This is a genomic window from Sphingomonas sp. 22R3R2A-7, from assembly GCF_036856055.1.
In the GTDB taxonomy this organism is placed as follows: Bacteria; Pseudomonadota; Alphaproteobacteria; order Sphingomonadales; family Sphingomonadaceae; genus Sphingomonas.
In genome coordinates this window covers 2,740,525-2,765,542 of the sequence record NZ_JASPFR010000001.1, presented here as the reverse complement: position 1 = coordinate 2,765,542, position 25,018 = coordinate 2,740,525, and the positions used below count along the sequence as shown (strand labels likewise).

Sequence of the window (25,018 nt, the reverse complement as noted above, 5' to 3'; positions counted from 1 at the left end):
TTATGTCCAGAACCGCCCCCCGCACAAAGGCGCGCGCCGCCGCGCGTCTCGCCGCCGTCCAGGCGACCTACCAGCATGAGATGGAGGGCACCGCAATGCCCGTCCTGCTCAATGAATTCCACCAGCACCGGCTCGGCGCGACGATCGAAGACGTCGAATATGCCGAGGCGGACGTCGATTTCTTCGACGACCTGGTGACCGGCGCGAATGCCCGCAGCGGCGAGATCGACCTGCTGATCGAGGGCAAGCTCGCCAAGGGCTGGACGCTCGCGCGGCTCGACAAGCCGATGAAGGCGATCATCCGCGTCGGCACCTATGAACTGCTCGCGAGGCAGGACGTGCCCGTCGCCGCGGTGATCAGCGAATATGTCGACGTCGCGCATGCCTTCTACGACAAGCGCGAATCGGGCTTCGTGAACGGCCTGCTCGACGGCATCGCGAAAGAGGTGCGGAAATAATCTATCGTCATCCTGGGCTCGACCCAGGATCCAGAGTGACGGCGCGCATCATTCGTGGCTCTGGGTCCTGACTTTCGTCAGGATGACGGCGGTGTTTGGGGAGCGGGAATGACCGAAGCCGAGTTCATCGCCGCGCTCCGCCGCCTCCCGCTTCACCCAGCGGCGCGAGGCCTCAACGACGACACCGCGCTGCTCGATGCAGGCCCGCTGGTCGTCACCACCGACACGCTCGTCGAAGGCGTGCATTTCCTCCCCACCGATCCTGCACAGGACGTCGCGTGGAAGCTGGTCGCGACCAACCTCTCGGACCTCGCCGCAAAGGGGCAATCCCCGAGGGGATCCTCCTCAACTACCCGTTGCGCGACGACGCGTGGGACCACGCCTTTCTGGGCGGGCTCGCCGACGTCTTGGCCGCGTTCGACACCCCGATCATCGGCGGCGACACCGTCACGCTCCCCGCAGGCGCGCCCCGCATCCTCACCGTCACCGCATTCGGCAGCGACGCCACCGCCCCGGTGCGCAGCGGCGCGAAGGCGGGCGATGCGCTCTACGTCACCGGCACGATTGGCGACGCGGGCGCGGGGCTCACCATCGCGCGCGGCAAGGATGGCCCGCCCGAGCTCCTCGCGGCGTACCGGCGCCCGCAGCCGCGGCTTGCCGATGGTCGCATCCTCGCCCCGCATGTCCATGCAATGATGGACGTCTCCGACGGGCTGCTGATCGACGCCGCCCGGATGGCACGCGCGAGCGGCCTCGCGGTGGCGATCGACCTCGCCTGCGTGCCGGTGTCGGCCGCCTATCGCGCGGTCTCGGGGGACCGGATCGCGGCGGCGACCGCGGGCGACGATTATCAGCTGCTGTTCGCAGCGCCCGCAGACTTCGTCACCGGCGCGACCCGGATCGGCAGGTTCGCGCCCGGCGCCGGGCTGACGCTTCACGACTCGGGCGCGCCCGTCGCGCTTCCCGAAAGCCTTGGCTACGAACACCGCCCGTCTGCATAACTTGCGCAATGTCCCCGCACTGATAGGCTCCTCCAATCGGGACTCGGCAAAGCCGTGACCGGGGAGGAACTGAAAAAGGGATAGTGCCGTATGACGACCGTCTATTTGGCCATGATCTGCGGCGTCATCGCCGTCCTATATGGCTTCGTCACCAGTCGACAGGTGCTTGCCGCCTCCCCCGGCAACGAAAAGATGCAGGACATCGCCGCCGCCATCCAGGAGGGCGCAAAGGCCTATCTCGGCCGCCAGTACACGACCATCGCGATCGTCGGCGTCATCGTCGCCGTCATCCTGCTCGCCACGCTCGGCATGATCTCGACGATCGGTTTCGTCATCGGCGCGGTGCTGTCGGGCGTCGCGGGTTATGTCGGCATGAACATCTCGGTGCGCGCGAACGTCCGCACCGCCGAGGCCGCGCGCACCTCGCTCCAGGCCGGGCTGACGATGGCGTTCCGATCGGGCGCGGTCACGGGCATGCTCGTGGCGGGTCTCGGGCTGCTCGCGATCAGCGCCTTCTTCTGGTATCTCACCGGTCCCGCGGGCCATGCGCCCAACGACCGGATCATCGTCGAGGCACTGACCGCGCTCGCGTTCGGCGCATCGCTCATCTCGATCTTCGCGCGCCTCGGCGGCGGCATCTTCACCAAGGCAGCCGACGTCGGCGCGGATCTGGTCGGCAAGGTCGAGGCGGGCATCCCCGAGGACGACCCCCGCAACCCCGCGGTCATCGCCGATAACGTCGGCGACAATGTCGGCGACTGCGCGGGCATGGCTGCCGATCTGTTCGAGACCTATGTCGTCACGCTGGGTGTCACGATGATCTCGATCGCGCTGCTGATTCAGGCGAGCGGCGCCGAACTGATGCGACTGATGACGCTCCCACTGCTCGTCGGCGGCGTGTGCATCGTCACTTCGATCATCGGCACCTACATGGTCCGGCTTGGCGGCGGCAGCATCATGGGCGCGCTGTACAAGGGCTTCTTCACCTCGACGATCCTGTCGATCCCGGCGATCTATCTCGCCACGCAGTACGTGCTCGGCGACCTCAACCGCGTGATCGGCGGTGCCGGCTTCCTCGATCCCGCCACCGACGACCTGACGACTCAGGCCGCGCCCTCGCTGACGCAGAGCTTCACGGGCATGGACCTGTTCTGGTCGATGATGATCGGGCTCGTCGTCACCGGGCTGATCGTGTGGATCACCGAATATTACACCGGCACCAACCACCGCCCGGTCAAGAGCATCGCCAGGGCGTCGGAAACCGGCCACGGCACCAACGTCATCCAGGGTCTCGCGATCAGCCTCGAGATCGACCGCGCTGCCGACGCTCGTCATCGTCGTCGCAGTGATCGTCGCCTATCAGCTCGCCGGGATCATCGGCATCGCGTTTGCCGCCACCGCGATGCTCGCCCAGGCCGGCATGGTCGTCGCGCTCGACGCCTATGGCCCCGTCACCGACAATGCGGGTGGGATCGCCGAGATGGCCGGCCTGCCCGACGATGTCCGCCAGAAGACCGATGCGCTCGACGCGGTCGGCAATACGACCAAGGCGGTGACCAAGGGCTATGCGATCGGCTCGGCGGGTCTCGCCGCGCTCGTGCTGTTCGGCGCGTACACGACCGATCTCGCGACCTACTTCCCCAACGTGACGGTCGATTTCAGCCTCAGCAACCCCTACGTCATCGTCGGGCTGCTGCTCGGCGCGCTGCTCCCCTATCTGTTCGGCGCGTTCGGGATGACCGCGGTCGGTCGCGCGGCGGGCGCGGTCGTCGAGGAGGTCCGCGAGCAGTTCCGCACCAACCCCGGCATCATGCTCGGCACCAGCCGCCCGGACTATGCGCGCACCGTCGATCTCGTCACCAAGGCGGCGATCCGCGAGATGATCGTGCCTTCGTTGTTGCCGGTGCTCTCCCCGATCGCGGTGTATTTCATCATCACCGCGGTCGCCGGCCAGGCCTCGGGTTTCGCGTCGCTCGGCGCGATGCTGCTCGGCGTGATCGTCTCCGGCCTGTTCGTCGCGATTTCGATGACGAGCGGCGGCGGCGCGTGGGACAATGCCAAGAAATATATCGAGGACGGCAATCACGGCGGCAAGGGATCCGAGGCGCACAAGGCTGCGGTGACCGGCGACACCGTCGGCGATCCGTACAAGGACACCGCGGGTCCCGCGGTGAACCCGATGATCAAGATCACCAACATCGTCGCCCTCCTGCTGCTCGCGGCGCTGGCGGGCGGCGGGGTCGGCTGAGGCCCGCTGCTCGCGGATGCCGCCCGGACCGGTCCTCCCCCGCCTGGGGGAGGATCACCCGCACCCTTGTTTCGGCCCTCCGGAACGCCGACATCCGCGCTATCAACACGGATGCCGGCATCGTGTCGGCGCCGTTTCGGGGCATGCTTCCCTTTTTCTCGAACCTGCGGTAAGGGCGCTCATCCCGAAATTCCCCCAATTCAGAGATTATATTTGGCCAAGGAAGAACTGCTCGAGATGCGCGGCCGCGTGGTGGAACTGCTCCCCAACGCGATGTTCCGTGTACAGCTCGAAAACGACCACGAAATTCTCGGTCACACCGCCGGCAAGATGCGCAAGAACCGCATCCGCGTACTGGTCGGTGACGAGGTGCTGTGCGAGCTCACGCCCTATGATCTGACCAAGGGTCGCATCACCTACCGCTTCAAATAAGCACCGCCCGCGGCCCCGCCGCGGCGGCGCAGTTCAAGCATCGAGGCATTTGTGCTGGTACTAGCCTCTTCCTCGCCTCGCCGTCGCGACCTGCTCGCGCGGCTCGGCGTCGTGCCGTCGCGCGTGGCCTCCCCCGATATCGACGAAAGCCCGCGCAAGGCCGAGCCACCGCGCGCCTATGCGCTGCGTCTTGCCATTGAAAAGGCGAGCGCGGTCGATCGCGCGGCGGGCGAGATCGTCATCGCCGGCGACACCACCATCGCGCTCGGCCGTCGCATCCTGCCCCCGGCCGACACGCCGGAGATCCAGCGCGACCTGCTCGGCAAGCTGTCCGGGCGCCGTCACCACTGCCTGTCCGCCGTCTGCGTGATCGACGCGAGCGGCCGCGTCCGCACCCGGCTGTCCGACACGATCGTCGCGTTCAAGCCGCTCTCCGCCGCCGAGATCGACGCCTATGTCGCGTGCGGCGAAGGACTCGGCAAGGCGGGCGGCTATGCAATCCAGGGGCGCGCCGAGGCATTCGTCCGCTTCCTCTCCGGCAGCCATTCGGGCGTCGTCGGCCTCCCGCTGTTCGAAACGCGCGCGTTGCTGAAGACCGCCGGTGTGGCGCTTGCCTGAACCGGGCGCCGTCTGGCTCTACGAGGCCGGCATCGGCGAGGACCGCGCCGTGCTGGTCGAAGACGGCCAGATCGTCGAAGCCGCGCTGGAGACCGACGACGCCGCGCTGAAGGTCGGGCTGGTCGCGCATGCGCGCCTCCTCGAGCTGCTGCCGGGCAAACGCGGCCGCGTCGCGCTCGATGGCGGCGAGGCGCTGGTCAACCACCTCCCCGCGGGGATCACACAGGGCGCGAAGCTGTCCGTCGAGATCGTCCGCGAGGCGCTTCCCGAAGCAGGGCGCGCCAAGCTTGCCAAGGCGGTGGCGACCGACCTGCCGCCTCGCCCTGCCCCTTGCCTCCACGAACGGATCGTCGCGACCGGGATCCCCGTTCTCGGCCCGCGTGCGCACGAACCCGATGCGCTCGAGGCGGCGGGCTGGTCCGAACTGCTCGACGAGGCGGTCAGCGGCGAGATCGTCTTCGCCCGGGGTGCGCTGCGGCTGTCGCCGACGCCGGCGATGACGCTGTTCGACGTCGATGGCGCAGCCCCGCTCGATCTGCTTGCGATCGCGGCTGCGCATGCGATCGCGCGCGCGATTCGCCGCCACGGCATCGGCGGCTCGATCGGCATCGACTTCCCGACGATCGAAGGCAAGGCACAGCGGCTCGCGGTCGCGGCGGCGATCGACGCGACGCTCCCGCCGCCGTTCGAACGCACCGCGATGAACGGCTTCGGCTTCCTCCAGATCGTCCGCCCCCGCCCGCGCGCGTCGATCCCCGAAATCCTGCGCAGCGATCCCGTCGGTGCCGCCGTCCGCGCCACGCTCCGCACGCTCGAACGCACGCCGCCGACCGCCTCGCGCCGCCACACCCTGCCCGCCGCCGTCCATGCGCGTCTCATGGCGCGTCCCGACTGGCTGGCGGAACTGACCCGGCGCACCGGCGTCGTCCACGACCTGGAGAGCGCCTGATGGCCATCGTCACATGCCCGATCTGCGGCAAGCCTGCCGTCCCCGACTACACCCCGTTCTGCTCGAGCCGGCACCGCGACCGCGACCTGCTGCAATGGCTCGGCGAAGGCTATCGCATACCCGGTCGCGCAATATCGCAAACGGGGCTGGACAGCGGTGAAGAGCCCGACTAAACGCGCCCTTCCGATCGCAAGGTCGGCCCTTCATCCGATCGCAGATCGGACGATGCCCGGATAGCTCAGTTGGTAGAGCATGCGACTGAAAATCGCAGTGTCGGCGGTTCGACCCCGTCTCCGGGCACCATTTTTCCCGCTTTGAACGACCCCATGATTGCGGGATGAATGGCGCGCGCATCGCGCCCGCCGAAATTACTGTGCCGAACGCCGACCGCGTCAAACCGCACCCGCCTATGATGTCAGCTAATCTGACTCCTGGGTGGATGATTGACATGGCGTGGTTCAAGCAGGTCGCACCGATACGGCTCAAGCTTCTGGTCGCATTCGGCGGCACGACGGTTCTCGTCGCGCTTGCCGCGCTGACGTCGCTCGTCATGGGGCTCGCGGGTCACGCGGTGATGGGTGCGATCGCGGGGCTCGCGTTCACGCTCGTCGCGGGCGGCGCCGGCTTATGGGTCCGCAAGGCCGTCTGCGATCCCTATGTCACCACCGTCGTGCGGATGGAGGCGCTCGCGGCCGGCGATCTCGACGCACCGATCGCGTTTACCGAGTATCAGGATTGCGTCGGCCGCCTGACCAAGGCGATGTTCACCTTCCGCGAGACGTCGATGGCGTTGATGAAGACGGGCGAACAGGAGGAAATGGTCTCGATCCTGACGAGCCACCTGCGGCAGCTCGGCAGCGGCGACCTGACGACCACGATCACCGCCGATTTTCCGGCGAGCTATGGCTCGGTCAAGACCGACTTCAACGCCGCGGTCGAATCGATGCGCGACCTGATCGGCGCGGTGTCCGAGAGCACGACCACGATCCAGACCGGGTCGGGCGAGATCGCGCAGGCATCCGAAGACCTCGCGCGGCGCACCGAATCGAATGCGGCCTCGCTCGAGGAAACCGCGGCCTCCGTGACGCAGATGGACGGACGGCTGCGCGCCACCGCCACCGCCGCCGCGCAGACCGTCGCGCGCGCGGATCAGGCGATGACCACGGTCGGCGGCGGGCGCGCGGTCGCCGAGGAAGCGGTCCAGGCGATGGGTCGCGTGTCGGAAAGCGCAAAGGGGATCGACAGCGTCATCGAGGGGCTCGACAAGATCGCGTTCCAGACGCGCGTGCTGGCGATGAACGCCGCGGTCGAGGCAGGGCGCGCGGGGGATGCCGGTCGCGGTTTCGCGGTCGTTGCAGATCTTGTTTCGGCGCTCGCGATGCGCGCGGAGGAAGAGGCCAAGCGCGCACGGGACCAGCTGACCGTGACCCAGTCCGACATCGTCACCGCGGTCGATGCCGTGACCAAGGTCGACGGCGCGCTCGCGGACATTTCGGGCGACGTCGCGCAGGTCCACACGCTGCTCGGCACGATGGCAGCCGACAACCAGGCCCAGTCGTCGGCGATCGCCGAGATTTCCGCCACGATCGGCACGATGGACCAGTCGACGCAGCAAAATGCCGCGATGGTCGAGGAGACGTCGGCGGCGGCACGCAATCTGGCGAGCGAGGTCGGCCGGCTCGCCGAGCAGGCCCAACGCTTCCGCATCGTCGACGCAGCCGCCGGGCGTGGCGCGATGTACCGCGCGGCGCCGGCGACCCGCGCGCACGCGGCACCACAGTCGCGCACGGTTGCCGCCCCTGCCCCCGTCCCCGCCTCCGTCCCCGCCATGGCGGGCGCAGACGACGGCTGGAACACGTTCTGACGCTGTCGCCGGTACCGTGCTCGTAGCGCGACACGCAGCCCGCCGCGCCCGTCGAAAGCTCTGTTTAACCTTGGCGTCCTATTGGACAGGCGAACAGGTGCGGACGAACGGAGACGGCGCCACGTGATCAGGCTCATTTACATCAGCACCGCGCGCACGACGCTCGACAGCGAGACGATGGCCGCGATCCTCGCGACGTCGCGGCGGAACAACCAGGCGGTCGACGTCACCGGCCTGCTGCTCGTCGGCGGCCGGCGCTTCCTGCAGGTGCTCGAAGGGCCCGAGGACGCCGTGATGCAGACCTATGAACGGATTCGTCGCGACGACCGGCATTACGCCGCGGTGGTCCTCAGCCGTCGCGCGATCGAAATGCGCAGCTTCGCAGGCTGGGCGATGGGCTATCAACCCGCGGGGACGGTCCACGGCCACGGCGAGGTCGCCGATGACGTCGCCGCGATGATCGCGCCGATCGGCGATGCCGTCACCCAGGCCTATTTCGCCGAGTTCGCGCGCAAGCACGCCGCCGCGGCATATTGACGCCGTTTCGCGGGCATCGTCACCGGGCGACGCGCGTGACGTGCCCCATCTTGCGCCCCGGCCGCGCGGCGCCCTTGCCGTAAAGGTGCGGATGCGCCCCCGGCTCGGCGAGTAGCGCGGGCCAGCGATCCACGTCGTCGCCGATGAGATTCTCCATCGCGACACCGCGCCCTGTCAGCGTCGTTGCCCCGAGCGGCAACCCGCAGATCGCGCGGATGTGGTTTTCGAACTGCGAGCATTCGGCGCCCTCGATCGTCCAGTGCCCCGAATTGTGCACGCGCGGCGCCATCTCGTTGAACACGGGTCCGTCCGCGCCGACGAAGAATTCGCAGGCCAGCACACCGACATAATCGAGCTCGGCAGCGATCCGCTCGGCAAGCACGGCGGCCTCTTCGGCCTGTGCCAGCACCGCGGCGGGTGCGGGCACGGTGGACTCGCGCAGGATGGCGTCGCGGTGAACGTTGAGCGGCGGGTCATAGCGCGCGACCTGCCCGTCGAGCCCGCGTGCTATCAGGATCGAGAATTCATGCTCGAACGCCACGAACGCCTCGAGCACCGCGGGACCGCCGATCATGTCCCACGCCGCCTGCGCCCCGTCGATCGAGTCGATCCGGACCTGCCCCTTGCCGTCATAGCCGAACCGCGCGGTCTTGAGCACCGCGGGCGTGCCGACCTTTGCCAGACCCTGTTGCAGGCTCTCGAGGCTGCCGACCGCCGCCCACGCCGCGGGACGTCCGCCGACGCTCTCCACGAACCGCTTCTCGCCGATCCGCTCCTGCGCGACGCGGAGCGCGCGCGGGCTGGGATGAACGGGAACGCGCGCGGCGAGCCATTCGACGGGATCGCAGGCGATGTTCTCGAATTCGTAGGTGACGACGTCGCAGGCCTCGGCGAAATCCGCGAGCACGATGCGGTTGTGATAATCGGCGCGCGTCAGGCTCGACGCGGACTGCGCGGCGACGCTTTCGCGGTCGGGCGCGAGGACGTGCGTGCGATAGCCGAGCTGGGCCGCAGCGGTCGCGAGCATGCGACCGAGCTGGCCGCCGCCAAGGATGCCGATCGTCGATCCGGGGGGAAGCGGCGTCATGTCAGTGTCTTTCAGGCTGGGTCGGTGGCGACGCCGTCGGTCTGCGCCGCGCGCCATGCCTTGAGGCGGGTGGCGAGCGCATCGTCGGCGGTCGCGAGGATCGCGGCGGCAAGCAACCCTGCATTGATCGCGCCGGGCTTGCCGATCGCCAGCGTCCCGACGGGGATGCCGCCGGGCATCTGCACGATCGAGAGCAGGCTATCCATGCCCTTGAGCGCCTTCGATTCGACCGGCACGCCGAGCACGGGCAGGTGCGTCATCGACGCGGCCATGCCGGGCAGATGCGCCGCGCCGCCCGCGCCCGCGATCACGACCTTCAGCCCGCGGTCCGCCGCGGTCGTGGCATAGTCGTACAGGCGTTGCGGGGTGCGGTGTGCCGACACCACCTTGGTCTCGTACGCGACGCCGAGCGCATCGAGCGTCTCGGCGGCGTGGCGCATCGTCTCCCAATCGGAGGTGCTGCCCATGATGATGCCGACTAGAGCCATGTCCGTCCCCAGGTCCAAGGAGCGCCGTGCCTAGCGACGGGCGGGGGTTAGAGCAACTACCCGTCATCCCGGGCTCGACCCGGGATCCAGAGCCACGCTCGCCGACGCGTCTGGCTCTGGATCCTGACCTTCGTCAGGATGACGGGGACGTCAGCGCTCGCTCAGATAATAGCGATCGGTCGCGTTGAGGTCCGCGTCCAGCTCGTACACGATCGGCTGACCCGTCGGGATTTCGAGGCTCGTGATCTCGTCATCCGGGATGTTCGACAGATGCTTCACCAGCGCACGCAGCGAATTGCCGTGCGCGGAGATCAGAACGCGCTGCCCGTCCTTCAGCGCGGGCGCGATCCGCGCGTCCCAGTACGGCAGCACGCGCGCGATCGTGTCCTTCAGGCTCTCGGTCTTCGGGATCGCGATGCCGTCGTAGCGACGGTCCTTCGACAGGTCGAATTGACTGCCGTCCTCGAGCACCGGGGGCGGAATGTCGAAGCTGCGGCGCCAGATATGCACCTGTTCGTCGCCATGCTTTGCCGCGGTCTCGGCCTTGTCGAGCCCGGTCAGCCCGCCATAATGGCGCTCGTTCAGCCGCCAGTCCTTCTCGACCGGCAACCACAGCCGCCCCATCGCCTCGAGCGCAATGTTGAGCGTCTTGATCGCACGCGTCTGCAGGCTGACGAAGGTCTGGTCGAAATCGAGACCCTTGGCGGCCATAAGCTCGCCCGCGGCCTTCGCCTCGGCCTCGCCCTTGGCGGTCATGTCGACGTCCCACCAGCCGGTGAAACGGTTTTCGAGGTTCCAGGTGGACTGGCCGTGGCGGATCAGGACTAGGGTGGGCATTCATGCTCCTGCGTGTACAAAATGGGGGAAATCGGTCTCGAAACCCTATCCGTCATCCTGACGAAAGTCAGGATCCAGGGTAACCGAGCGCTGTAGCTCTTGGCTCTGGATCCTGACTTTCGTCAGGATGACGAGAAGCGGTCAGATCTCGTCGATCGTGTCGGCGAGCGTCTCCAGCATCGCATGCGCCAACTGCTTCGACCGTTCGGGCGACCACCCATAGTCCGCGTCGGGATTGGCGTCGTGATCCTTGAACGGCATCTCAAGCGTCATCGACACCGCGCCGAACCGCTCCGCGAGCTGGTTGGTCGACATCGACAGGTTGGCGGTGCCCGGCGCGGACTTGGGATAGCCCTTCTCGGTCTGGAAATCGGGCGTGTGCGCCGCAAGCCGGCGGCCATAGTCGTAGAATTTCTCGCCATGCGCATCGGTCCAGGACGGGATCCCCTCATAGCCCGCGATGAAGTTCGCCGGGATCGCCTCGTCACCATGGATGTCCATCGCGACGTCGACGCCGGTCACGTCCATCGCATTGCGGACGCAGAGGACCTCCGGGCTCTTCTCGGCGGTCGGGTTCGCCCATTCGCGGTTGAGGTTCACGCCCGCCGCATTGGTCCGCAAATGCCCGCGACACGTGCCATCGGGGTTCATGTTCGGCACGACATGGAACGTCGCCTTCGCCAGCAGCCCCGCCGTTACCGGGTCGGCCAGATCGGTCAGCCGCTCGAGCGCGCCTTCCATCCACCATTCAGTCATCGATTCGCCGGGATGCTGCCGGCCATAGATCCAGACCTGTTTCGGCCCCGACCCGATCGTGAAACAGTCGATCGCCTGCCCCTCAAGCGACTGGCCGAGCTCGCGGTGCGCGACGCCCGGCAGCAATGCGGTCCGCGCGACGAGCGCCTCGTGCATCTCCATCGTGTACGGCGCGAAATAGGCGAACCAAGCCAAGTCGGTGTCGGTGGTGAACACGAATTCGAGGACGCCGTCGGCATAGCGAGTCTCGATCATCCGCCATGCCTGCCGGTCGGTGCTCGCCCGCGTCTTGTATCCCGGCCAGCCGAACGGGTACGCCGACGCGCCCGCATTGACGATGCGGTAGGTCAGCGTCCGTCCTGCGGCGCCCGCCACGCGGAAATAGAACCACTGGAAAAAGTCGGACTCGCGGTCCTTGACGATCTCCAGGTCGATTCGATCGCCCTCGACCGCGACGACGCGGATATTGCCGCCATCGAAGGCGGCATTGATCGAGAGCGGTGCGGCGGTGGGCGTTGCGGTCATGGCGTTTTCGGTCATTTCACCTGGATAGTGCGCCCGGACTCGCCGGGGAACCCTGCGAACAGTGCGCGGGCGAGCTTTTCGGCCTGGATCTGGCTCGTCGCATCGGGCTTGCGCGCGTCCGCGAAGGTCTGCGCGCGACCCTCCCAGACGGGCGACTGGTCGAGCGTCCGCTTGATCGTCACCGCCATCTCGGTGACCAGGATCGCGTCGCGACCGCCACCGCCGATCGGAATGCCGACCCCACCGCCGAGCCCGACGCCGCCACCGCCACGACCACCGCTGAAGCCGCCGCCGCCGATGCCGATGCTGAACGGCGACTGCTTGGGTGGGCCGGCCTGCGTCGTGCGCGTGAACGCCACCGTGGCGACCAGCAGCGGCTTGGTGCCCGGCGCGGGCGGGTTGTACCCGACCTTGATCAACTGCCCCTGGACCGCGGCGGCATAGGCCTTGAACTCGAGGCTGGCGGGCGCGCCGCCCGACAGCGGCTGCACCGCGATCGTGCCGCGGTCGAGCGGTTCGCCGAGGTGATAGCGCAGGACTTCGGTCGGCGGCAGCGACGGCCCCGTCGCGCACGCCGTGAGGGATGCGCCTGCCAGCGCCAGGACCAGGATCGAACGAACCGCCATCGGGACTTCCTTAGAATGTTGCGCTACGGTAACGCTCGGACCAGCCGGGTGGGTTCCCGGTCGGGAAGAGCGCGTCCGTTGCTTGACTTGAAGACACCCCGCCATTAGGCGATCCCGTCTTTCCGCACACCTAGATTTGAAAAGAAGCGAATCGATCATGAAGATCCGCAATTCCCTGAAGTCGCTCAAGGATCGTCACCGCGATAACCGCGTGATCCGTCGTCGTGGCCGTACCTACGTCATCAACAAGACCAACCGTCGCTTCAAGGCACGCCAGGGTTAATCCCGGGCTTGCCTGAAGGGAACAAGACCGCCGTCATTTTCGACGTCGGTCGTGTCCTTTACGACTGGGATCCCAGGATCCTGTACGAGCGCCTGATCGACGACGATCGGGCGCTCGACGCGTTCCTGCGCGACGTCGTGACGATCGACTGGCATTTCCAGCATGATGCTGGCCGCGACTTCGCCGACACCTCGGCGGAGCTCGCCGTGTTGCATCCGCAGCATGCCGCGCTGATCGCCGCGTGGGGCCCGCGGTTCAACGAGAGTATCGGACCCGCGATCGCGGGAATGCACGATATCGTCCGCGATCTCGATGCGGCGGACGTGCCGCTCTACGCGATCACGAACTTCAGCCACGAATTCTGGCCGCCTTTCCGCGCGCAGGAATCACATCTGTTCGACCGGTTTCGCGACATCGTCGTGTCGGGCGCCGAAAAGATCGTGAAGCCCGACGCCGCGATCTATCGGCTCGCGCTGGATCGATTCGGCCTGCGCGCCGACGAAGCGGTATTCGTCGACGACAACGCGGCAAACGTGGCCGCCGCGCAGGCGCTCGGGATCGAATCGATCCTGTTTACAGATGCCGTGGATTTCCGGGCCCGCCTCGCCACGCTGGGCTTCCCGATCGCTGCGTAGCAGCTTCCCGATCGCTGCGTAGCAGCTTACCGATCGAGCGATGCCAGCTGCCCGGCATTTGCCTTTGCGGTTTCCGCGTCGACGAGCGGCTCGTCCGGGATTGCCCCGCCTTCGAAATCGTCGGTGACGATGACCGTCGTACCCAGCGCGGTCACGCCGAACAGCCGCTTTGCAAAACCGGCGGGTACGCGGATGCAGCCATGCAGAATCGGGAATCCGGGATTGCGGCCCGCATGGATGGCGATCCCGTCCCAGGTCAGCCGCTGCATGAACGGCATCGGCGCGTCGTTATAGAGGTTCGACCGGTGCGCCTCGTTCTTCTGCAGGATCGGATAGGTGCCGACCGGCGTGCCCTTTGCCCCCTTGCCCGAGGAGATCGTCGTCGCGGCGATCATCGTCGACCCGCGATAGACGAACGCGCGCTGCGTCGACAGGCTGACGACGATGCTGACGGCTTCACCGGTGCCGCTGTCCTGCCAGACGAACTGGTTCGCGGTCAGCTCATAGGCCGCCTGCTCGATCGGCAAGGCGATCGACGCCAGTCCCGACGGCGCGGCCTGTGCAGGACAGATCGCAAGCGCGCAGGACATCGCCAGAATTGCCATCGACCGGGGGGCAGCGCGCATCGTCCTCGTCCTTCTCGTCGCCTGAATCCATGCCCCTTATCGGTCCAAACGCGTTCACCGGCGGATCGTGCCATCACCGTTGCGCGCACGACGAACCGCCTCCGCGACGGGGCGGGCGGAAGGAACATACCAACAACTGATGGAAATGGTTGAGGAATGTTCATGCTTTTTAGGCTATAGAGGACCTAACGGGATTGGGGTCTTTCGGGAATTTCGATGCACGCTGAACATGATGCCATGCGCGATCGTCGCGCACTTCTGAAGAATGGCCTGGTACTGGCCGGAGCACTTGCAATACCCAGCGCGGTATCTGCGACACAACGCCTTACCGCACGCGATCTGAAGCCGATGACTCAGCCGCCATTGCCGCGCGCACCGGCGATGCCGATCACGTCTTCGCGCGTCGTTCGTCCGGAACTGCTGCGCCAGGCGATGGCAGCGCTGGGCCGTAACGGCAGCCGGATTGCGAACCATGACCGGATCGCGATCGCCGACTTCACCGCGTCGTCGTCGCAGCCGCGCTTCCATTTCGTCGACCTCGCCAGCGGTCGCAGCACCTCGCTGCTCGTTTCGCACGGCAGCGGCTCGGACCCCGCGCATACCGGGTATCTCGAGCGGTTCTCGAACGCGTTCGGGTCGAACGCCTCGTCCGAGGGCGCGTTCGTCACGGACGATTATTATGTCGGCAAGCATGGTCGCTCGCAGCGGCTGATCGGCCTCGATCACACCAACAACAACGCGCTCGGCCGCGCGATCGTGGTGCATTCGGCCTGGTACGCGAACAAGGACATGATCGCCTCGCACGGCATGCTCGGACGCAGCCAGGGGTGCTTTGCGGTCGGCGAGAACGACCTCGATCAGGTCTTCGCACGCCTCGGCCAGGGCCGGATGATCTTCGCGGCCAAGGTCTGACGGCCGCTGCGGGCGCCTAGCGCGGCTGGGCGTTGATCCCCGCGCGACGAACGCGCCCGATCATCCCTGACCACAGGAGCGCGCCCGCGCCGCGATACCCCCGGCCGAGACGCCGGGGCCTCACCGACAGAACATCGGTCATGGACAGCGTGCCACTGCGCAGCCCCGCCCGGCCGATATCGCGCCACCGACGCGCGACATCCTGCCGGATGAGACGTCGATCGTCGGCGTCACAGGCATTGGTCGCGAAGAAGTCCGACTCGATCGTCTGCAGCGCCCGTCCCAGCACGACCAGCGTCCCGCGATCCGGCACCGCGCGTCGCGCAGCGACATGCCGGACGAGCAACCGGGCGACCGCCTCCGCGCGCGGACCGAAAAGCGCCTCGTGCCGCGCCGCCAGCACCGCGACCGCACTGTCGTCCATCCGGTCCGCAAACTGCTTCGATATGCCCCCCGGATGCACGCGGTACAGCGTCAGCACGTCATCGAGCCGCGCGAGCGAGCCGAGACGCCGGATCCGCTGATAGAGATCGAAGTCCTCTGCATAGACCCGCTCGGGCCGCATGAACGGCGCCAGCCGGCGGGCGGCTTCGGTGCGCAGCATCACCGACGACCAGACCAACGGGTTCTCGATTCCGGTCAGCCACTCGATCAGCATCGGCGTCGTCGCGGGCGGATGTCCCGACGCCAGGATCGCACCATCGTCGAGGAACGCCGCGCCCGTGCCGAGCAGCACCGTCGCAGGGTGCGCGTCGAGATAGGCGACCTGTCGGGCAAACCGTTCCGGACGGCAGAGATCGTCGTGATCGAGCGCAGCGATGTACCGGCCCCGCGCCTCCGCCACGCCGCGGTTGCGCGCAAGCACCGGTCCACCGTTCTGCGGCATCGTCAGCAGCCTGACGCGCGGGTCCGGCCACGCCTCGACCATCGCGCGCGTCCCGTCGGTCGACCCGTCATCGACGACGATCACCTCGAAGTCGCCAAATGTCTGTGCGGCCAGGCTGTCCAGCGTGTCCGCCAGCAACGCGGCCCCGTTGTAGACGGGCATCACGACGCTGATCGCCGGATCAGGCCATGCGCGCGATCGATCGGTCATGCGTGCCGCATGCCGCATCGAGGTTTAACGGGAGCTTACTGCCGCATACGCGATATCACCGTCGAACCGCCCGCCCGCGGCGCCGCCCGATCGCGGCGCCCGGGACCTCGTATCGCTGCCCCGGCGTCAGCCCCGGGCGATCCACGCCTCGCCCATCGTCCGCAGCACGTCGAGCGGCACGCGCCCCTGTGCCAGCATCGCCGCGTGATACGCCTTGAGATCGAAGGCCGACCCCATCTTCACCTTGGCGCGCTCGCGGATGTCGACGAATACTGAATGCCCGAGCTTGTAGCTCGCCGCCTGGCCCGGGTTCACGCAATAGCGTTCGACCTCGCGTGTCGCGAATCCCTCGGCCTCGCCCTCGGCGTCGATGAAATGGCGAATCGCCTTTTCCCGGCTCCAGCGCAGGTGATGGATCCCCGTATCGACGACACAGCGATTGGCGCGGAACAGCTGGAATTTGAGATAGCCCAGCCGCCCGAGCGGATCGTCGTCATATAATCCGATCTCGTCCGCGAGTTGCTCGGCATAGAGCGCCCAGCCTTCGCCATAGCCCGAAAAGCTCGTCATCTTGCGGATCAACGGCAGCCGGGTGTTCGACAGCGCAAGCCCGCTCTCCATCTGATGTCCCGGCAACCCCTCGTGAAAGACCGTCGTCGCGAGGCAGAATTTGGGCCAGTCGGCGCTGTCCTTCAGGTTGAAATAGACCAGCCCCGGCCGTGAACCGTCGATCGCGGGCGGCTGCGCGAACGCCGCGGCGGCGCCGGCTTCGGTCTGGAGCGGCACCCGCCGCACTTCGAACGCATAAGGCGGCATCCGCTCGAACACGCTCGGCAGCTTCGCGCGGATCGCCGCCAGCCGGTCGTTGCAATAGGCGATCGCGTCGCGCTTGCCCGCATCGGTGTTGGGATAGAGCTGGTCCGGGTTCTTGTAGAGCGCCGCCATCCGTGCGCCGATGCTGCCCTTGCTATACCCCTGTTTGCGCAACAGCGTATCGAGCTGCGCTGACAACGCCTTCGCCTGGTCGAGCCCGAACCTGTGCACCTCGTCGGGTGACAGATTGGTCGTCGTCGTCGCATGCAGTGCGGCCGGATAGAAGGCGGCCCCCTCCTTCAGCTTCCACACGCCGGCATCATGCGTCGCCGTCCGACGCAGGTCGCGCGCCACCGCGATCTGCCGGTCGAGCGCAGGCAGCACCGCCGCGTCATAGATCCGCGCGGCATCGCGGCCATAGCTTTCGCCCAGCCCCTTGGCCGCCGCGCGCCGGATGAGACTCTGGACGACCAGCGCCTCGCTCGCGGGCTGGCGTGTCTTGGTCATCTGGTCGAGCGCGAGGTCGAGGATGAAGTCGGGGGCGACCACGCCGACGCCCGCGTCATGCCGCATCCGCGCGGTGTTCGCATCGATCTGGCCGGCAAACGCCTGGAGCCGCTGCAGATAGGCATCGGCGTCGCCCTTGCTCTCGATCCGGTGCTTGGTGTCGAGGAAATCGGGCACCGACTGATACGCGCCCGACAGCTGCGACACGACATAGGGGCTAGGACCGTAAGACGTGCCGCCGAAATCGAACGCCTGCACCGCCGCCGCCGACCGTCGCGTATAGACGACGCAGTCGAGATCGATGCGCTCCGCCGGCGACAGCCCGGCGCGGTCGATCGCCGCGAGTTGCGCGAGCTCGGCCCTGGTCTGCGCTTTGGCCGCGGCGATCCCCGCCGCCGACTGGTCCGACAGCTTCGCGCGCAGATCGGCATTGGCGCCGGTATCGAGCCCGAGCGAGGTCGCGCCCTCCGGATTGCGCCGCAATTGCGCCTGGACGAGCTCGTCGAACAGCCGCGACAGCGGCGTCGCGGGCGTTTCGGCCGCGTGTGCGAACGCCGGCAACAGCGTTGCCGCGCCGCCCAGCATCGTGCCCGCGAGCACCGCGCGGCGATGGATCTTCAACATCGTCATCCCATTCCCCCGAAATGCAAACGGCCCGCCTTCCACCGGGAAGACGGGCCGTTCTTCGTCACGTCATGATGCCGGCGGCGATCAAGCGGTGCGCGTTCCCGACAGCGGGAAGCTGCCAAATGCGCCCGCGCCGACGGTGCCGGTCATCGTGTCGCCATCGACCGTCGCCTTGCAGTCGAGCGTCATCGGCATCGGCACGGTCATCGTCTGCTTCCAGCTCAGCGTGTCGCCATCGACCTCGCCGGTCACATCCATGCCGCCCATCGCACCCGACACCGCGCCCGAAAAGCTGGTGTCCGCGCTGTTCACGGTCAGCGTCATCTTCTGATCGCCCAGCGGCGACTTCACGACGCAATCCCAGCTGCCATCGACATTTGCCATGCTATTCTCTCCTTCGATTACTTGGCCTTGGCCGCAAGCGGCGTCACCGGAACCACCGGCAGCCCCGCGACCGAAGCCGCGCTCACGACCTCGACCGGCAACCCCAGGCTGTCAAGCTGCGGCTTGACCGTCTTGGCATCGCCGACGACCACCCAGGTGAATTTCTTCACGTCGATCACCCTCGCGATCGCGGTGTTCAGCTGCGGCAGCGTCAGCGCGCCGTAGCGTCGCGTGATCGTCGCGTAATAATCGTCGGGACGCTTGAACAAATCATTCTGCTGCATCGCGCCGAGCACCGCGCCCGACGTCTCGAAGCTGCCGGGCAGCACGCGAATCCCGCCGTCGATCGCCAGCCCGAACTCGGTCTGCGTCATCGGCTTGGTCGTCACGAAATGGGTCACGTCCTGTTGCAGCGCGGTGATCGACGGGCCGGTCTTGTCCGCCTGCACCCCCGCGGTGATGCCGTAGGGCGCATCGAACGCCCCCGTCTGGAACCGCCCGCCCGCACCGTAGGACCAGTGCTTCTCCTCGCGCAGGTCCATGTTGATCCGGCTGAGGAAACTGCCGCCCAGCGCATCGTTCGCGGTGTTGAACACCAGCATGTCGTCGCTGCCCTTCAACCCGGTCCGCTGGCCCGCGAGGATCAGCGACTGCGGGCTGTCGGGCCGGTCGACCAGCACGATCTTCGGCGTCACCGGGGTGCGCGTCGTCGGGAAGCTCTTGACCCCCGCCGGCCCCTGCGCCTTCCAGTCGCCAAAGCCGCGGTCGAGCACCGCCCGGACCTCGGCGAGCGGGCGGTCGCTGACGACGAAGATCTTCGCCTTGTCGGGGCGCAGCCACGCCTGCTGGAACGCGACCAGATCCGCGCGCGTCAGCGCGGCGACCGCCTTCGGATCACCGCCACCCATCGCCTTGCCGTAGGGGGTATCGCCGTTGATCAGCTTGCCGATCACGCGGTTGCCAAGCCCCTGCGGGCTGGTCAGCTCCTGCTGGATGCCGGCCAGCTGCTGGTTGCGGACGCGGCCGACCTCTTCCTCGGCAAAGGCCGGGTTGCGCGCGATATCCGCGAACAGCACGACCGCGGGCGTCAGATTGGCGCTCGGCACGCTCATCGACAGCGTCGTCAGGTCGAGCGAGGTGCTCGTCCCGATCCACGCACCCAGCCGCTCGCGCGCCTCGGCGAGCGCGATCCCGTCGAGCGTCCGCGTCCCCTCGTCCATCACGCTGAGCGTCAGCTGCTGCGTCCCCAGCTTGTCCGCGACATCGGCGGCATAGCCCGCGTCGAAGCTCAGCACCGCCTGCGTCATCGGCACCGCGCCGCGACGCGCATAGACAAGCTCGATCCCGTTCGACAGCCGCGCACGCTCGACCGCGGGAAAGGTGAGTCCCGTCAGTGTACCGACCGCGGGGATACCGCCGGCGCGCGTGCCCTTGACCGGCGTCTCGGCCGCGGGCTTCACCGCGACCGCGGGCGGCACGACCGCCTCCTCATATTTGTCGCGCTCGCCGTCGACCACGGTCAGCGTATAGGCGGGGCGCGTCAGCCAGCGCGTCGCCGCGGCCTTGACGCTGGCGGGCGTCTGCGCCGCGATCGCTGCGAGCTCTGTCTTGTAGTGGCCGGGGTCGTTCGCATAGAGCGCGCCGCCCGCCAGCGCGACCGCCTTGCCGCCGAACCCGCCGACCGATTCATAGCCGCGGATCCGGCCCGCGACCGCCTGTGTCTGGACGCGCTGGATCTCGTCCGCGGTCGGTCCGGTCTTCAGGAAATCGGCGAGGATCTCGTCGAGGCGCTTCGACACGACCGCGGGATCGACGCCCGGCCGCACGATCGCGCGGATCGTGAACATGCCGATCTGCGCCATGTCGCTATAGCCCGCGGACACGTTGACCGCGAGCTTCTCCTTGCGAACCAGCGCGTTGTCGAGCCGCGACGAGGCGAGCCCACCCAGCACCGTACCGCCGACATAAAGCGGTGCGGCATCGGCATCGAGCATCCCCGGCACCGCCCAGTTCTTGCTGATCATGACGGCCGCGACGCGGTCCTTCATCACCTCGTTCACCGGCGCGGCGAGCGTCGGCACCGTGACGGTCGGGAGCAGCGACTTGGGCCCCGCCTTGATATCGCCGAAATATTTCTCGACCAGCGGCTTCGCGGTCGCGGCATCGACGTCGCCCGCGAGCACCAGCACCGCGTTGTTGGGGCCGTAATGCGAGCGGAACCAGTCCTTCACATCGGCGAGGCTGGCACGATCGAGATCCGCCATCGACCCGATCGGAGTGTGCCCATAGGGCGTGTCCGCGGGGAACAGCCCGCCGAACAGCTTGTACTGGACGAGCCCGTAGGGCTGGTTGTCGCCCTGGCGCTTCTCGTTCTGGACGACGCCGCGCTGCTCGTCGAGCACGCCTTGCGTGATCGCGCCGGTCAGATGCCCCATGCGGTCGCTCTCGAGGAACAGCGCGCGCTCGAGCGCGGCGGCGGGGACCGTCTCGAAATAGTTGGTCCGGTCGAACGAGGTCGTGCCGTTGAAATCGGTCGCGCCGACCTGTTTCAGCGGTGCGAAGAAATCGCCCGGCGCATTCTCGCTGCCGTTGAACATTAGATGCTCGAACAGATGCGCAAAGCCCGTGCGCCCCTTGGGCTCATGCTTCGACCCGACATCGTACCAGACCGAGACCGCGACGACGGGCGCCTTGCGGTCGGTGTGCACGATCACGCGGAGTCCGTTCGTCAGCGTGAACTGCTGGTACGGAATGTCGACCGCCTGGACGAGCGTGGCGACCGGCGCAGGCCTCGCGCCCTGCCCGGTCGGCGCCGCGGCGGTCTGCGCGTGTCCCGGCGCGATCAGCGCGGCGGTGGCGACCCCCGCAAGAGCGAAGAGCTTGAACGACATCACTAATTCCCCCGGGGTACGATCACTGTCCTATGAAGCTATAACACTGGCCCCCACGCCGCAAGCCGACGTGATTCATGTTGCGCCCAGAATGGATCGAGCACGCGGGGGCACGCGTCCCGCGTGATGCTAGCGGAGCAGCCCCGCGGCGCGCAGTGCGCCGTCGATCATGTCGCCAATCTGCGACCCGCCGCTCCGGGAGGCCGTCGGCGGCCTGACGGGACCCCCTGCACGCGCTGACGCCGTTGCCGGCGCAGGCCGCGCGTTGGTCGGGTGGGCCGCGGGCTGGCCGGCAATGCCGAAGAATGCGGCGTTATGCCGTGTCGCGGAAATTCCGGCCTCGAGCATATGCGGACCGGCCTCGCCCAACCCGTCCGCACCCGTCGTGGCGAGCGGCGTGCCGTGCCCAAGCCCGCGGATCCGGTACTCCTCGACGACCACCTGCCCCTGCGCATCGCGCCACCGGCGGTGGATATGGTCCGCCGTCTGCTCGACCTCGTCGGGCGCCTGCGCGACGCCGTGGACGCCGCGCCACTGCGCAACGGCAGCATCCGCGTTCGCCGCGGCCACGGTGCCGTCGCCGTCGCCATGCCAGACCGATATCCGCGGTATGCACATCGTCGCGGGCGACGCGCCATCGACGAGCGCGGCGAGGGCCGCCGAATCCGGCAGGCCGCGTCCCCGCATCCGGTCGAGCGCCTGCGACATCGACGTCGCGGTCCCATAGGGCAGGCCGGCGATGATCGCCCCCGCCGCGAACAGCTCGGGATAGGTCGCGAGCATCACCGACGCCATCGCCCCGCCCGCGGACAGGCCGGTGACATAGATGCGATCGGGATCGATCGGGCAGTCGCGGACCATCGTCGCGATCATCGACCGGATCGACTGCGCCTCGCCACCGCCGCGCCGAATGTCCTCCGCGGCGAACCAGTTGAAGCAGAGATTGCCGTTATTGCTCCGTTGCTGCTCGGGATACAGCACCGCGAAGCCCTGCTCTTCGGCGAGCTCCGACCACCCCGACCCGCGATCATAGCCTGCCGCAGTCTGCGTGCAGCCATGCAACACCACGACGAGCGGCATCCGCGTCCCCGCCGCAGCCTCGGGGACGAAGGACAGCGCCCGCAGCGCGCCGGGGTTCGCACCGAAATCCTCGAGCGCCTGGAGGCGGCCGCTATCGGCTGCCGTCTGGTCGCCATAGCCCATGCTCGCGGCGCCCATGGTCGCAGCACGCTGCGCCTGCGCGAGGCGCGCCAATGTGTCCGAAAGCCCAGCCATCGCAATTCCCGTCATGTGGCCACACACCAAACGCCGATCAGGCGTTCGAATGGTGCACTGCAGCATATCTTGGGCCGGGCCCTGCCATGCACAAGGGGAAATCGCGTAACTGCGCTGCTCGAGCGTCAGCTGTTCGCACGCGCGAAGGCCGCCGCATCGGCGACCTGCGCCGCGCTCGGTGTCACGCCGGTATAGAGGATAAACTGCTCCAACGCCTGGATAATCGCCACCTCGGTCCCCGTGATGCACCGCTTTCCGGCCGCCGCAGCTTCGCGCAGCAGCGGCGTTTCGGGGGGATACTGGACCACGTCGAACGCGATCTCGCTCGCCGCGATCATTGCCGCGGGAAAGGCCATGACCGCCTCGTCCGCGCCGGTCATGCCCATCGGCGTGACGTTGATCAGCATCGCGGGCTCCATGCCGTCGTCAAGGTCGGCGGACCAGGCAAAGCCGTACAGATCGGCCAGTCCCCGTCCCGCTGCGGCGTTCCGCGCGACGATCGTCCCGTGCGCGAAGCCCGCATCGCGCAGCGCCGCAGCCACCGCCTTTGCCATGCCACCCGACCCGCGCAGCACGAACCGCGTCGCCGGATCGATGTCCGCGATCAACGCAGCGACCGCGGCATAGTCGGTATTGTGCCCCGTCAGCACGCCGTCGTCGTTGACGATCGTGTTGACGCTGTCGATCGCCGATGCCGAGGGTGCCAGCCCGTCGAGCATCGCGATCACCGCCTCCTTGAACGGCATCGATATCGCACAGCCCCGGATGTCGAGCGCGCGGATCCCGCCGACCGCCCCCGCAAGGTCGCGCGTCGAGAACGCCTTGTAGACATAGTCGAGCCCGGTCAGCGCATAGAGCCGGTTGTGAAACCGTGACCCGAAATTGCCGGGCCGCGCCGACAAGGACATGCACAGGCGGGTATCGCGCCCGATCAGCGGCTGAGCGGGCATCGGCGTCGAGGTCTGATCGATCATCCGTAAAGACTAGGGTGGCGACGCGCCGAGGTCGAGGTTCGATACCGCGTACCGATTCAAAACGGGCTGGACGGAACCAGCGTCGCCCACGCCGCGTAGAGCCCGCGATGCGCGTCGTGACCCTTGCCCAACCCGATGATTTCGACGGCTGGCGCGACGCGGCGCGCGGTCTTATGGCCGACGACGTGCCGCCCGACGACGTCGTCTGGCAGGTCGGCGACGCCCCCGCGGACCTGTTCGGCACGCTTGCGCCGGATCCCCCCGCCGGGAGCGCCGATCGGTCTACGCCCGCCTTCTCGGTCCCGCGCGCATTTATCGACCTTGCCCGCAGCGTCATCCTCGGCAGCGATCCGGAGCGGTTCGCGCTGCTCTATACGCTGCTCGCGCGTCTGCGCCGCGAGCCGAAGCTCATCGAGGATCGCGCCGACCCGCTCGTCCGCCGTCTCGACCGGATCGCCAAGGACGTCCGCCGCGACATCCACAAGATGCGCGCCTTCCTGCGGTTTCGGGAAATCGATGAAGACGGCACGGCACGCTTCGTCGCGTGGTTCGAGCCCGATCACCACATCGTCCGCGCGAACGCCGCGTTCTTCGTCAACCGTTTCGCCAGCATGCGCTGGTCGATCCTCACGCCGGAGGTCTCGATCCACTGGGACGGCAAGGCGCTCAGCGAAGGCCCGGGCGCCAGCAAGGGCGACGCGCCCGACGGCGATCCGACCGAGGAGGTGTGGAAGACCTATTATGCCAGCACCTTCAACCCGGCGCGCGTCAAGGTCGGCGCGATGCTCAAGGAAATGCCCCGCAAATACTGGAAGAACATGCCCGAAACCGATCTCGTCCCCGGCATGATCGCGACCGCGCAGGCGCGCGAAAGCGGCATGATCGCCAAGGCGCGCGACACCGTCGGCGGCAACAGCCTGATCGCTTGGGAGGCGCTGCGTGACGAGGCGGCAGGATGCACGCGCTGCCCGCTCTACAAGCCGGCGACGCAGACGGTGTTCGGCGAGGGGCCGATCGATGCACCGCTGATGTTCGTGGGCGAGCAGCCGGGCGACCAGGAGGATCTTGCCGGTCGGCCGTTCGTCGGGCCCGCCGGCCAGATGTTCGATCGCGCGATGGCCGATGCCGGGCTCGACCGCAGCCGCGCCTACGTCACCAACGCGGTCAAGCACTTCAAGTTCGAACAACGCGGCAAGCGGCGTATTCACGCCAAGCCGGGTGCGGGCGAGATCGAGGCATGCCGCTGGTGGATCGAACAGGAACAGATGCTCGTCGCGCCGAAGATAACGGTCGCGCTGGGCGCCACGGCGGCGCGCTCGCTGTTCGGCAAGGTCATGACGATCGGCAAGGAACGCGGTCGTGCGCTCCAGTTGCCGGGTGGTGGCGAGGCATGGATCACGGTGCATCCCAGCTACCTCCTGCGTCTGCCCGACAAGGTGCAGGCCGAGGAGGAATATGCGCGCTTCGTCGAAGACCTGCGCATGGCCGGCGCACGGCTGGCCTAGCGTAAAGCCCGGGCGCCTCCCTTTTCGCCGAAGGGCAGGACCGATTGCCCCTTCCCTTCGCGCG

Annotated in this window: 23 protein-coding genes, 1 tRNA gene and 2 pseudogenes; 14 read left to right on the top strand and 12 right to left on the bottom strand. The window is 67.6% G+C overall.

Annotated features, from left to right (window positions below; all coding sequences use genetic code 11):
• The first annotated feature begins 2 nt into the window (after positions 1-2).
• From nusB to QP165_RS13200, 10 genes and pseudogenes are all read left to right on the top strand, one after another.
• On the top strand, positions 3-458 hold the full coding sequence (gene nusB / locus QP165_RS13245; RefSeq protein WP_056020113.1) for a transcription antitermination factor NusB: 456 nt from the start codon (positions 3-5) through the stop codon (positions 456-458).
• A gap of 108 nt (positions 459-566) precedes the next feature.
• A pseudogene (thiL, locus tag QP165_RS13240) lies at positions 567-1,459 on the top strand (thiamine-phosphate kinase).
• A gap of 90 nt (positions 1,460-1,549) precedes the next feature.
• Positions 1,550-3,707 (top strand): annotated as a pseudogene (locus QP165_RS13235) (sodium-translocating pyrophosphatase).
• A gap of 213 nt (positions 3,708-3,920) precedes the next feature.
• Positions 3,921-4,139, top strand: a complete 219-nt coding sequence (gene infA / locus QP165_RS13230; RefSeq protein ID WP_031441079.1) for a translation initiation factor IF-1 — start codon at positions 3,921-3,923, stop codon at positions 4,137-4,139.
• A 51-nt stretch (positions 4,140-4,190) separates the two neighbouring features.
• The gene (locus QP165_RS13225) at positions 4,191-4,757 is read left to right on the top strand and encodes a Maf family protein (protein WP_333995992.1); all 567 of its coding nucleotides are present in this window, start codon (positions 4,191-4,193) and stop codon (positions 4,755-4,757) included.
• The gene (locus QP165_RS13220) at positions 4,750-5,706 is read left to right on the top strand and encodes a ribonuclease (protein WP_333997031.1); all 957 of its coding nucleotides are present in this window, start codon (positions 4,750-4,752) and stop codon (positions 5,704-5,706) included. Before QP165_RS13225 ends, QP165_RS13220 begins: the two co-directional genes overlap by 8 nt.
• Positions 5,706-5,879, top strand: coding sequence for a DNA gyrase inhibitor YacG (locus QP165_RS13215; RefSeq protein ID WP_333995991.1), 174 nt, complete (start codon positions 5,706-5,708; stop codon positions 5,877-5,879). The genes QP165_RS13220 and QP165_RS13215 overlap by 1 nt, the downstream gene beginning before the upstream one ends.
• 54 nt (positions 5,880-5,933) lie before the next feature.
• Positions 5,934-6,009, top strand: a tRNA-Phe gene (locus tag QP165_RS13210).
• Between the two features lie 145 nt (positions 6,010-6,154).
• Positions 6,155-7,570: a methyl-accepting chemotaxis protein gene (locus QP165_RS13205; RefSeq protein ID WP_333995990.1), complete on the top strand. Its 1,416-nt coding sequence runs from the start codon at positions 6,155-6,157 to the stop codon at positions 7,568-7,570.
• Positions 7,571-7,693: 123 nt separating this feature from the next.
• A complete protein-coding gene (locus QP165_RS13200; protein ID WP_333995989.1) occupies positions 7,694-8,107 on the top strand; it encodes a BLUF domain-containing protein in 414 nt (137 codons plus the stop codon).
• A 19-nt stretch (positions 8,108-8,126) separates the two neighbouring features.
• On the opposite strand, the gene QP165_RS13195 is transcribed toward QP165_RS13200, so the two are convergent.
• The 5 genes from QP165_RS13195 to QP165_RS13175 form a co-directional block, all read right to left on the bottom strand.
• Positions 8,127-9,194: a 5-(carboxyamino)imidazole ribonucleotide synthase gene (locus QP165_RS13195; RefSeq protein WP_333995988.1), complete on the bottom strand. Its 1,068-nt coding sequence runs from the start codon at positions 9,192-9,194 to the stop codon at positions 8,127-8,129.
• An 11-nt stretch (positions 9,195-9,205) separates the two neighbouring features.
• The gene (purE, locus tag QP165_RS13190; RefSeq protein ID WP_333995987.1) at positions 9,206-9,682 is read right to left on the bottom strand and encodes a 5-(carboxyamino)imidazole ribonucleotide mutase; all 477 of its coding nucleotides are present in this window, start codon (positions 9,680-9,682) and stop codon (positions 9,206-9,208) included.
• A 150-nt stretch (positions 9,683-9,832) separates the two neighbouring features.
• Positions 9,833-10,519: a 2,3-diphosphoglycerate-dependent phosphoglycerate mutase gene (gene gpmA, locus QP165_RS13185; RefSeq protein ID WP_333995986.1), complete on the bottom strand. Its 687-nt coding sequence runs from the start codon at positions 10,517-10,519 to the stop codon at positions 9,833-9,835.
• A gap of 141 nt (positions 10,520-10,660) precedes the next feature.
• The gene (locus QP165_RS13180) at positions 10,661-11,800 is read right to left on the bottom strand and encodes a M14 family metallopeptidase (RefSeq protein ID WP_333995985.1); all 1,140 of its coding nucleotides are present in this window, start codon (positions 11,798-11,800) and stop codon (positions 10,661-10,663) included.
• A gap of 11 nt (positions 11,801-11,811) precedes the next feature.
• Entirely contained in the window at positions 11,812-12,426 is a 615-nt protein-coding gene (locus QP165_RS13175) for a hypothetical protein (RefSeq protein WP_333995984.1), read from the bottom strand.
• Positions 12,427-12,583: 157 nt separating this feature from the next.
• Here QP165_RS13175 and ykgO point away from each other — a divergent pair, with 157 nt between their 5' ends.
• Both ykgO and QP165_RS13165 read left to right on the top strand, forming a co-directional pair.
• A complete protein-coding gene (gene ykgO, locus QP165_RS13170; protein WP_003046794.1) occupies positions 12,584-12,709 on the top strand; it encodes a type B 50S ribosomal protein L36 in 126 nt (41 codons plus the stop codon).
• A gap of 8 nt (positions 12,710-12,717) precedes the next feature.
• The gene (locus QP165_RS13165) at positions 12,718-13,344 is read left to right on the top strand and encodes an HAD-IA family hydrolase (protein WP_333995983.1); all 627 of its coding nucleotides are present in this window, start codon (positions 12,718-12,720) and stop codon (positions 13,342-13,344) included.
• A gap of 26 nt (positions 13,345-13,370) precedes the next feature.
• On the opposite strand, the gene QP165_RS13160 is transcribed toward QP165_RS13165, so the two are convergent.
• Positions 13,371-13,970, bottom strand: a complete 600-nt coding sequence (locus tag QP165_RS13160; RefSeq protein ID WP_333995982.1) for a L,D-transpeptidase family protein — start codon at positions 13,968-13,970, stop codon at positions 13,371-13,373.
• A gap of 216 nt (positions 13,971-14,186) precedes the next feature.
• Here QP165_RS13160 and QP165_RS13155 point away from each other — a divergent pair, with 216 nt between their 5' ends.
• Positions 14,187-14,882: a murein L,D-transpeptidase catalytic domain family protein gene (locus tag QP165_RS13155; RefSeq protein WP_082445923.1), complete on the top strand. Its 696-nt coding sequence runs from the start codon at positions 14,187-14,189 to the stop codon at positions 14,880-14,882.
• A gap of 16 nt (positions 14,883-14,898) precedes the next feature.
• Here the strand turns inward: QP165_RS13155 and QP165_RS13150 are convergent, their stop codons facing one another.
• The 6 genes from QP165_RS13150 to QP165_RS13125 form a co-directional block, all read right to left on the bottom strand.
• Positions 14,899-15,978: a glycosyltransferase family 2 protein gene (locus tag QP165_RS13150; RefSeq protein ID WP_333995981.1), complete on the bottom strand. Its 1,080-nt coding sequence runs from the start codon at positions 15,976-15,978 to the stop codon at positions 14,899-14,901.
• 126 nt (positions 15,979-16,104) lie between these two features.
• Positions 16,105-17,922: a DUF885 domain-containing protein gene (locus tag QP165_RS13145; RefSeq protein ID WP_333995980.1), complete on the bottom strand. Its 1,818-nt coding sequence runs from the start codon at positions 17,920-17,922 to the stop codon at positions 16,105-16,107.
• A gap of 87 nt (positions 17,923-18,009) precedes the next feature.
• Positions 18,010-18,309 carry a hypothetical protein gene (locus QP165_RS13140; protein ID WP_056020072.1) on the bottom strand — a complete coding sequence of 100 codons (300 nt, stop codon included), beginning with the start codon at positions 18,307-18,309 and terminating at the stop codon, positions 18,010-18,012.
• Between the two features lie 17 nt (positions 18,310-18,326).
• On the bottom strand, positions 18,327-21,200 hold the full coding sequence (locus QP165_RS13135; RefSeq protein ID WP_333995979.1) for a M16 family metallopeptidase: 2,874 nt from the start codon (positions 21,198-21,200) through the stop codon (positions 18,327-18,329).
• Between the two features lie 129 nt (positions 21,201-21,329).
• A complete protein-coding gene (locus QP165_RS13130) occupies positions 21,330-22,475 on the bottom strand; it encodes an extracellular catalytic domain type 1 short-chain-length polyhydroxyalkanoate depolymerase (protein WP_333995978.1) in 1,146 nt (381 codons plus the stop codon).
• A gap of 125 nt (positions 22,476-22,600) precedes the next feature.
• Positions 22,601-23,425 carry a shikimate 5-dehydrogenase gene (locus QP165_RS13125; protein ID WP_333997030.1) on the bottom strand — a complete coding sequence of 275 codons (825 nt, stop codon included), beginning with the start codon at positions 23,423-23,425 and terminating at the stop codon, positions 22,601-22,603.
• Between the two features lie 131 nt (positions 23,426-23,556).
• Between QP165_RS13125 and QP165_RS13120 the strand changes: the two genes are divergently transcribed.
• Positions 23,557-24,954, top strand: coding sequence for a UdgX family uracil-DNA binding protein (locus QP165_RS13120; protein WP_333995977.1), 1,398 nt, complete (start codon positions 23,557-23,559; stop codon positions 24,952-24,954).
• Positions 24,955-25,018 lie beyond the last annotated feature (64 nt).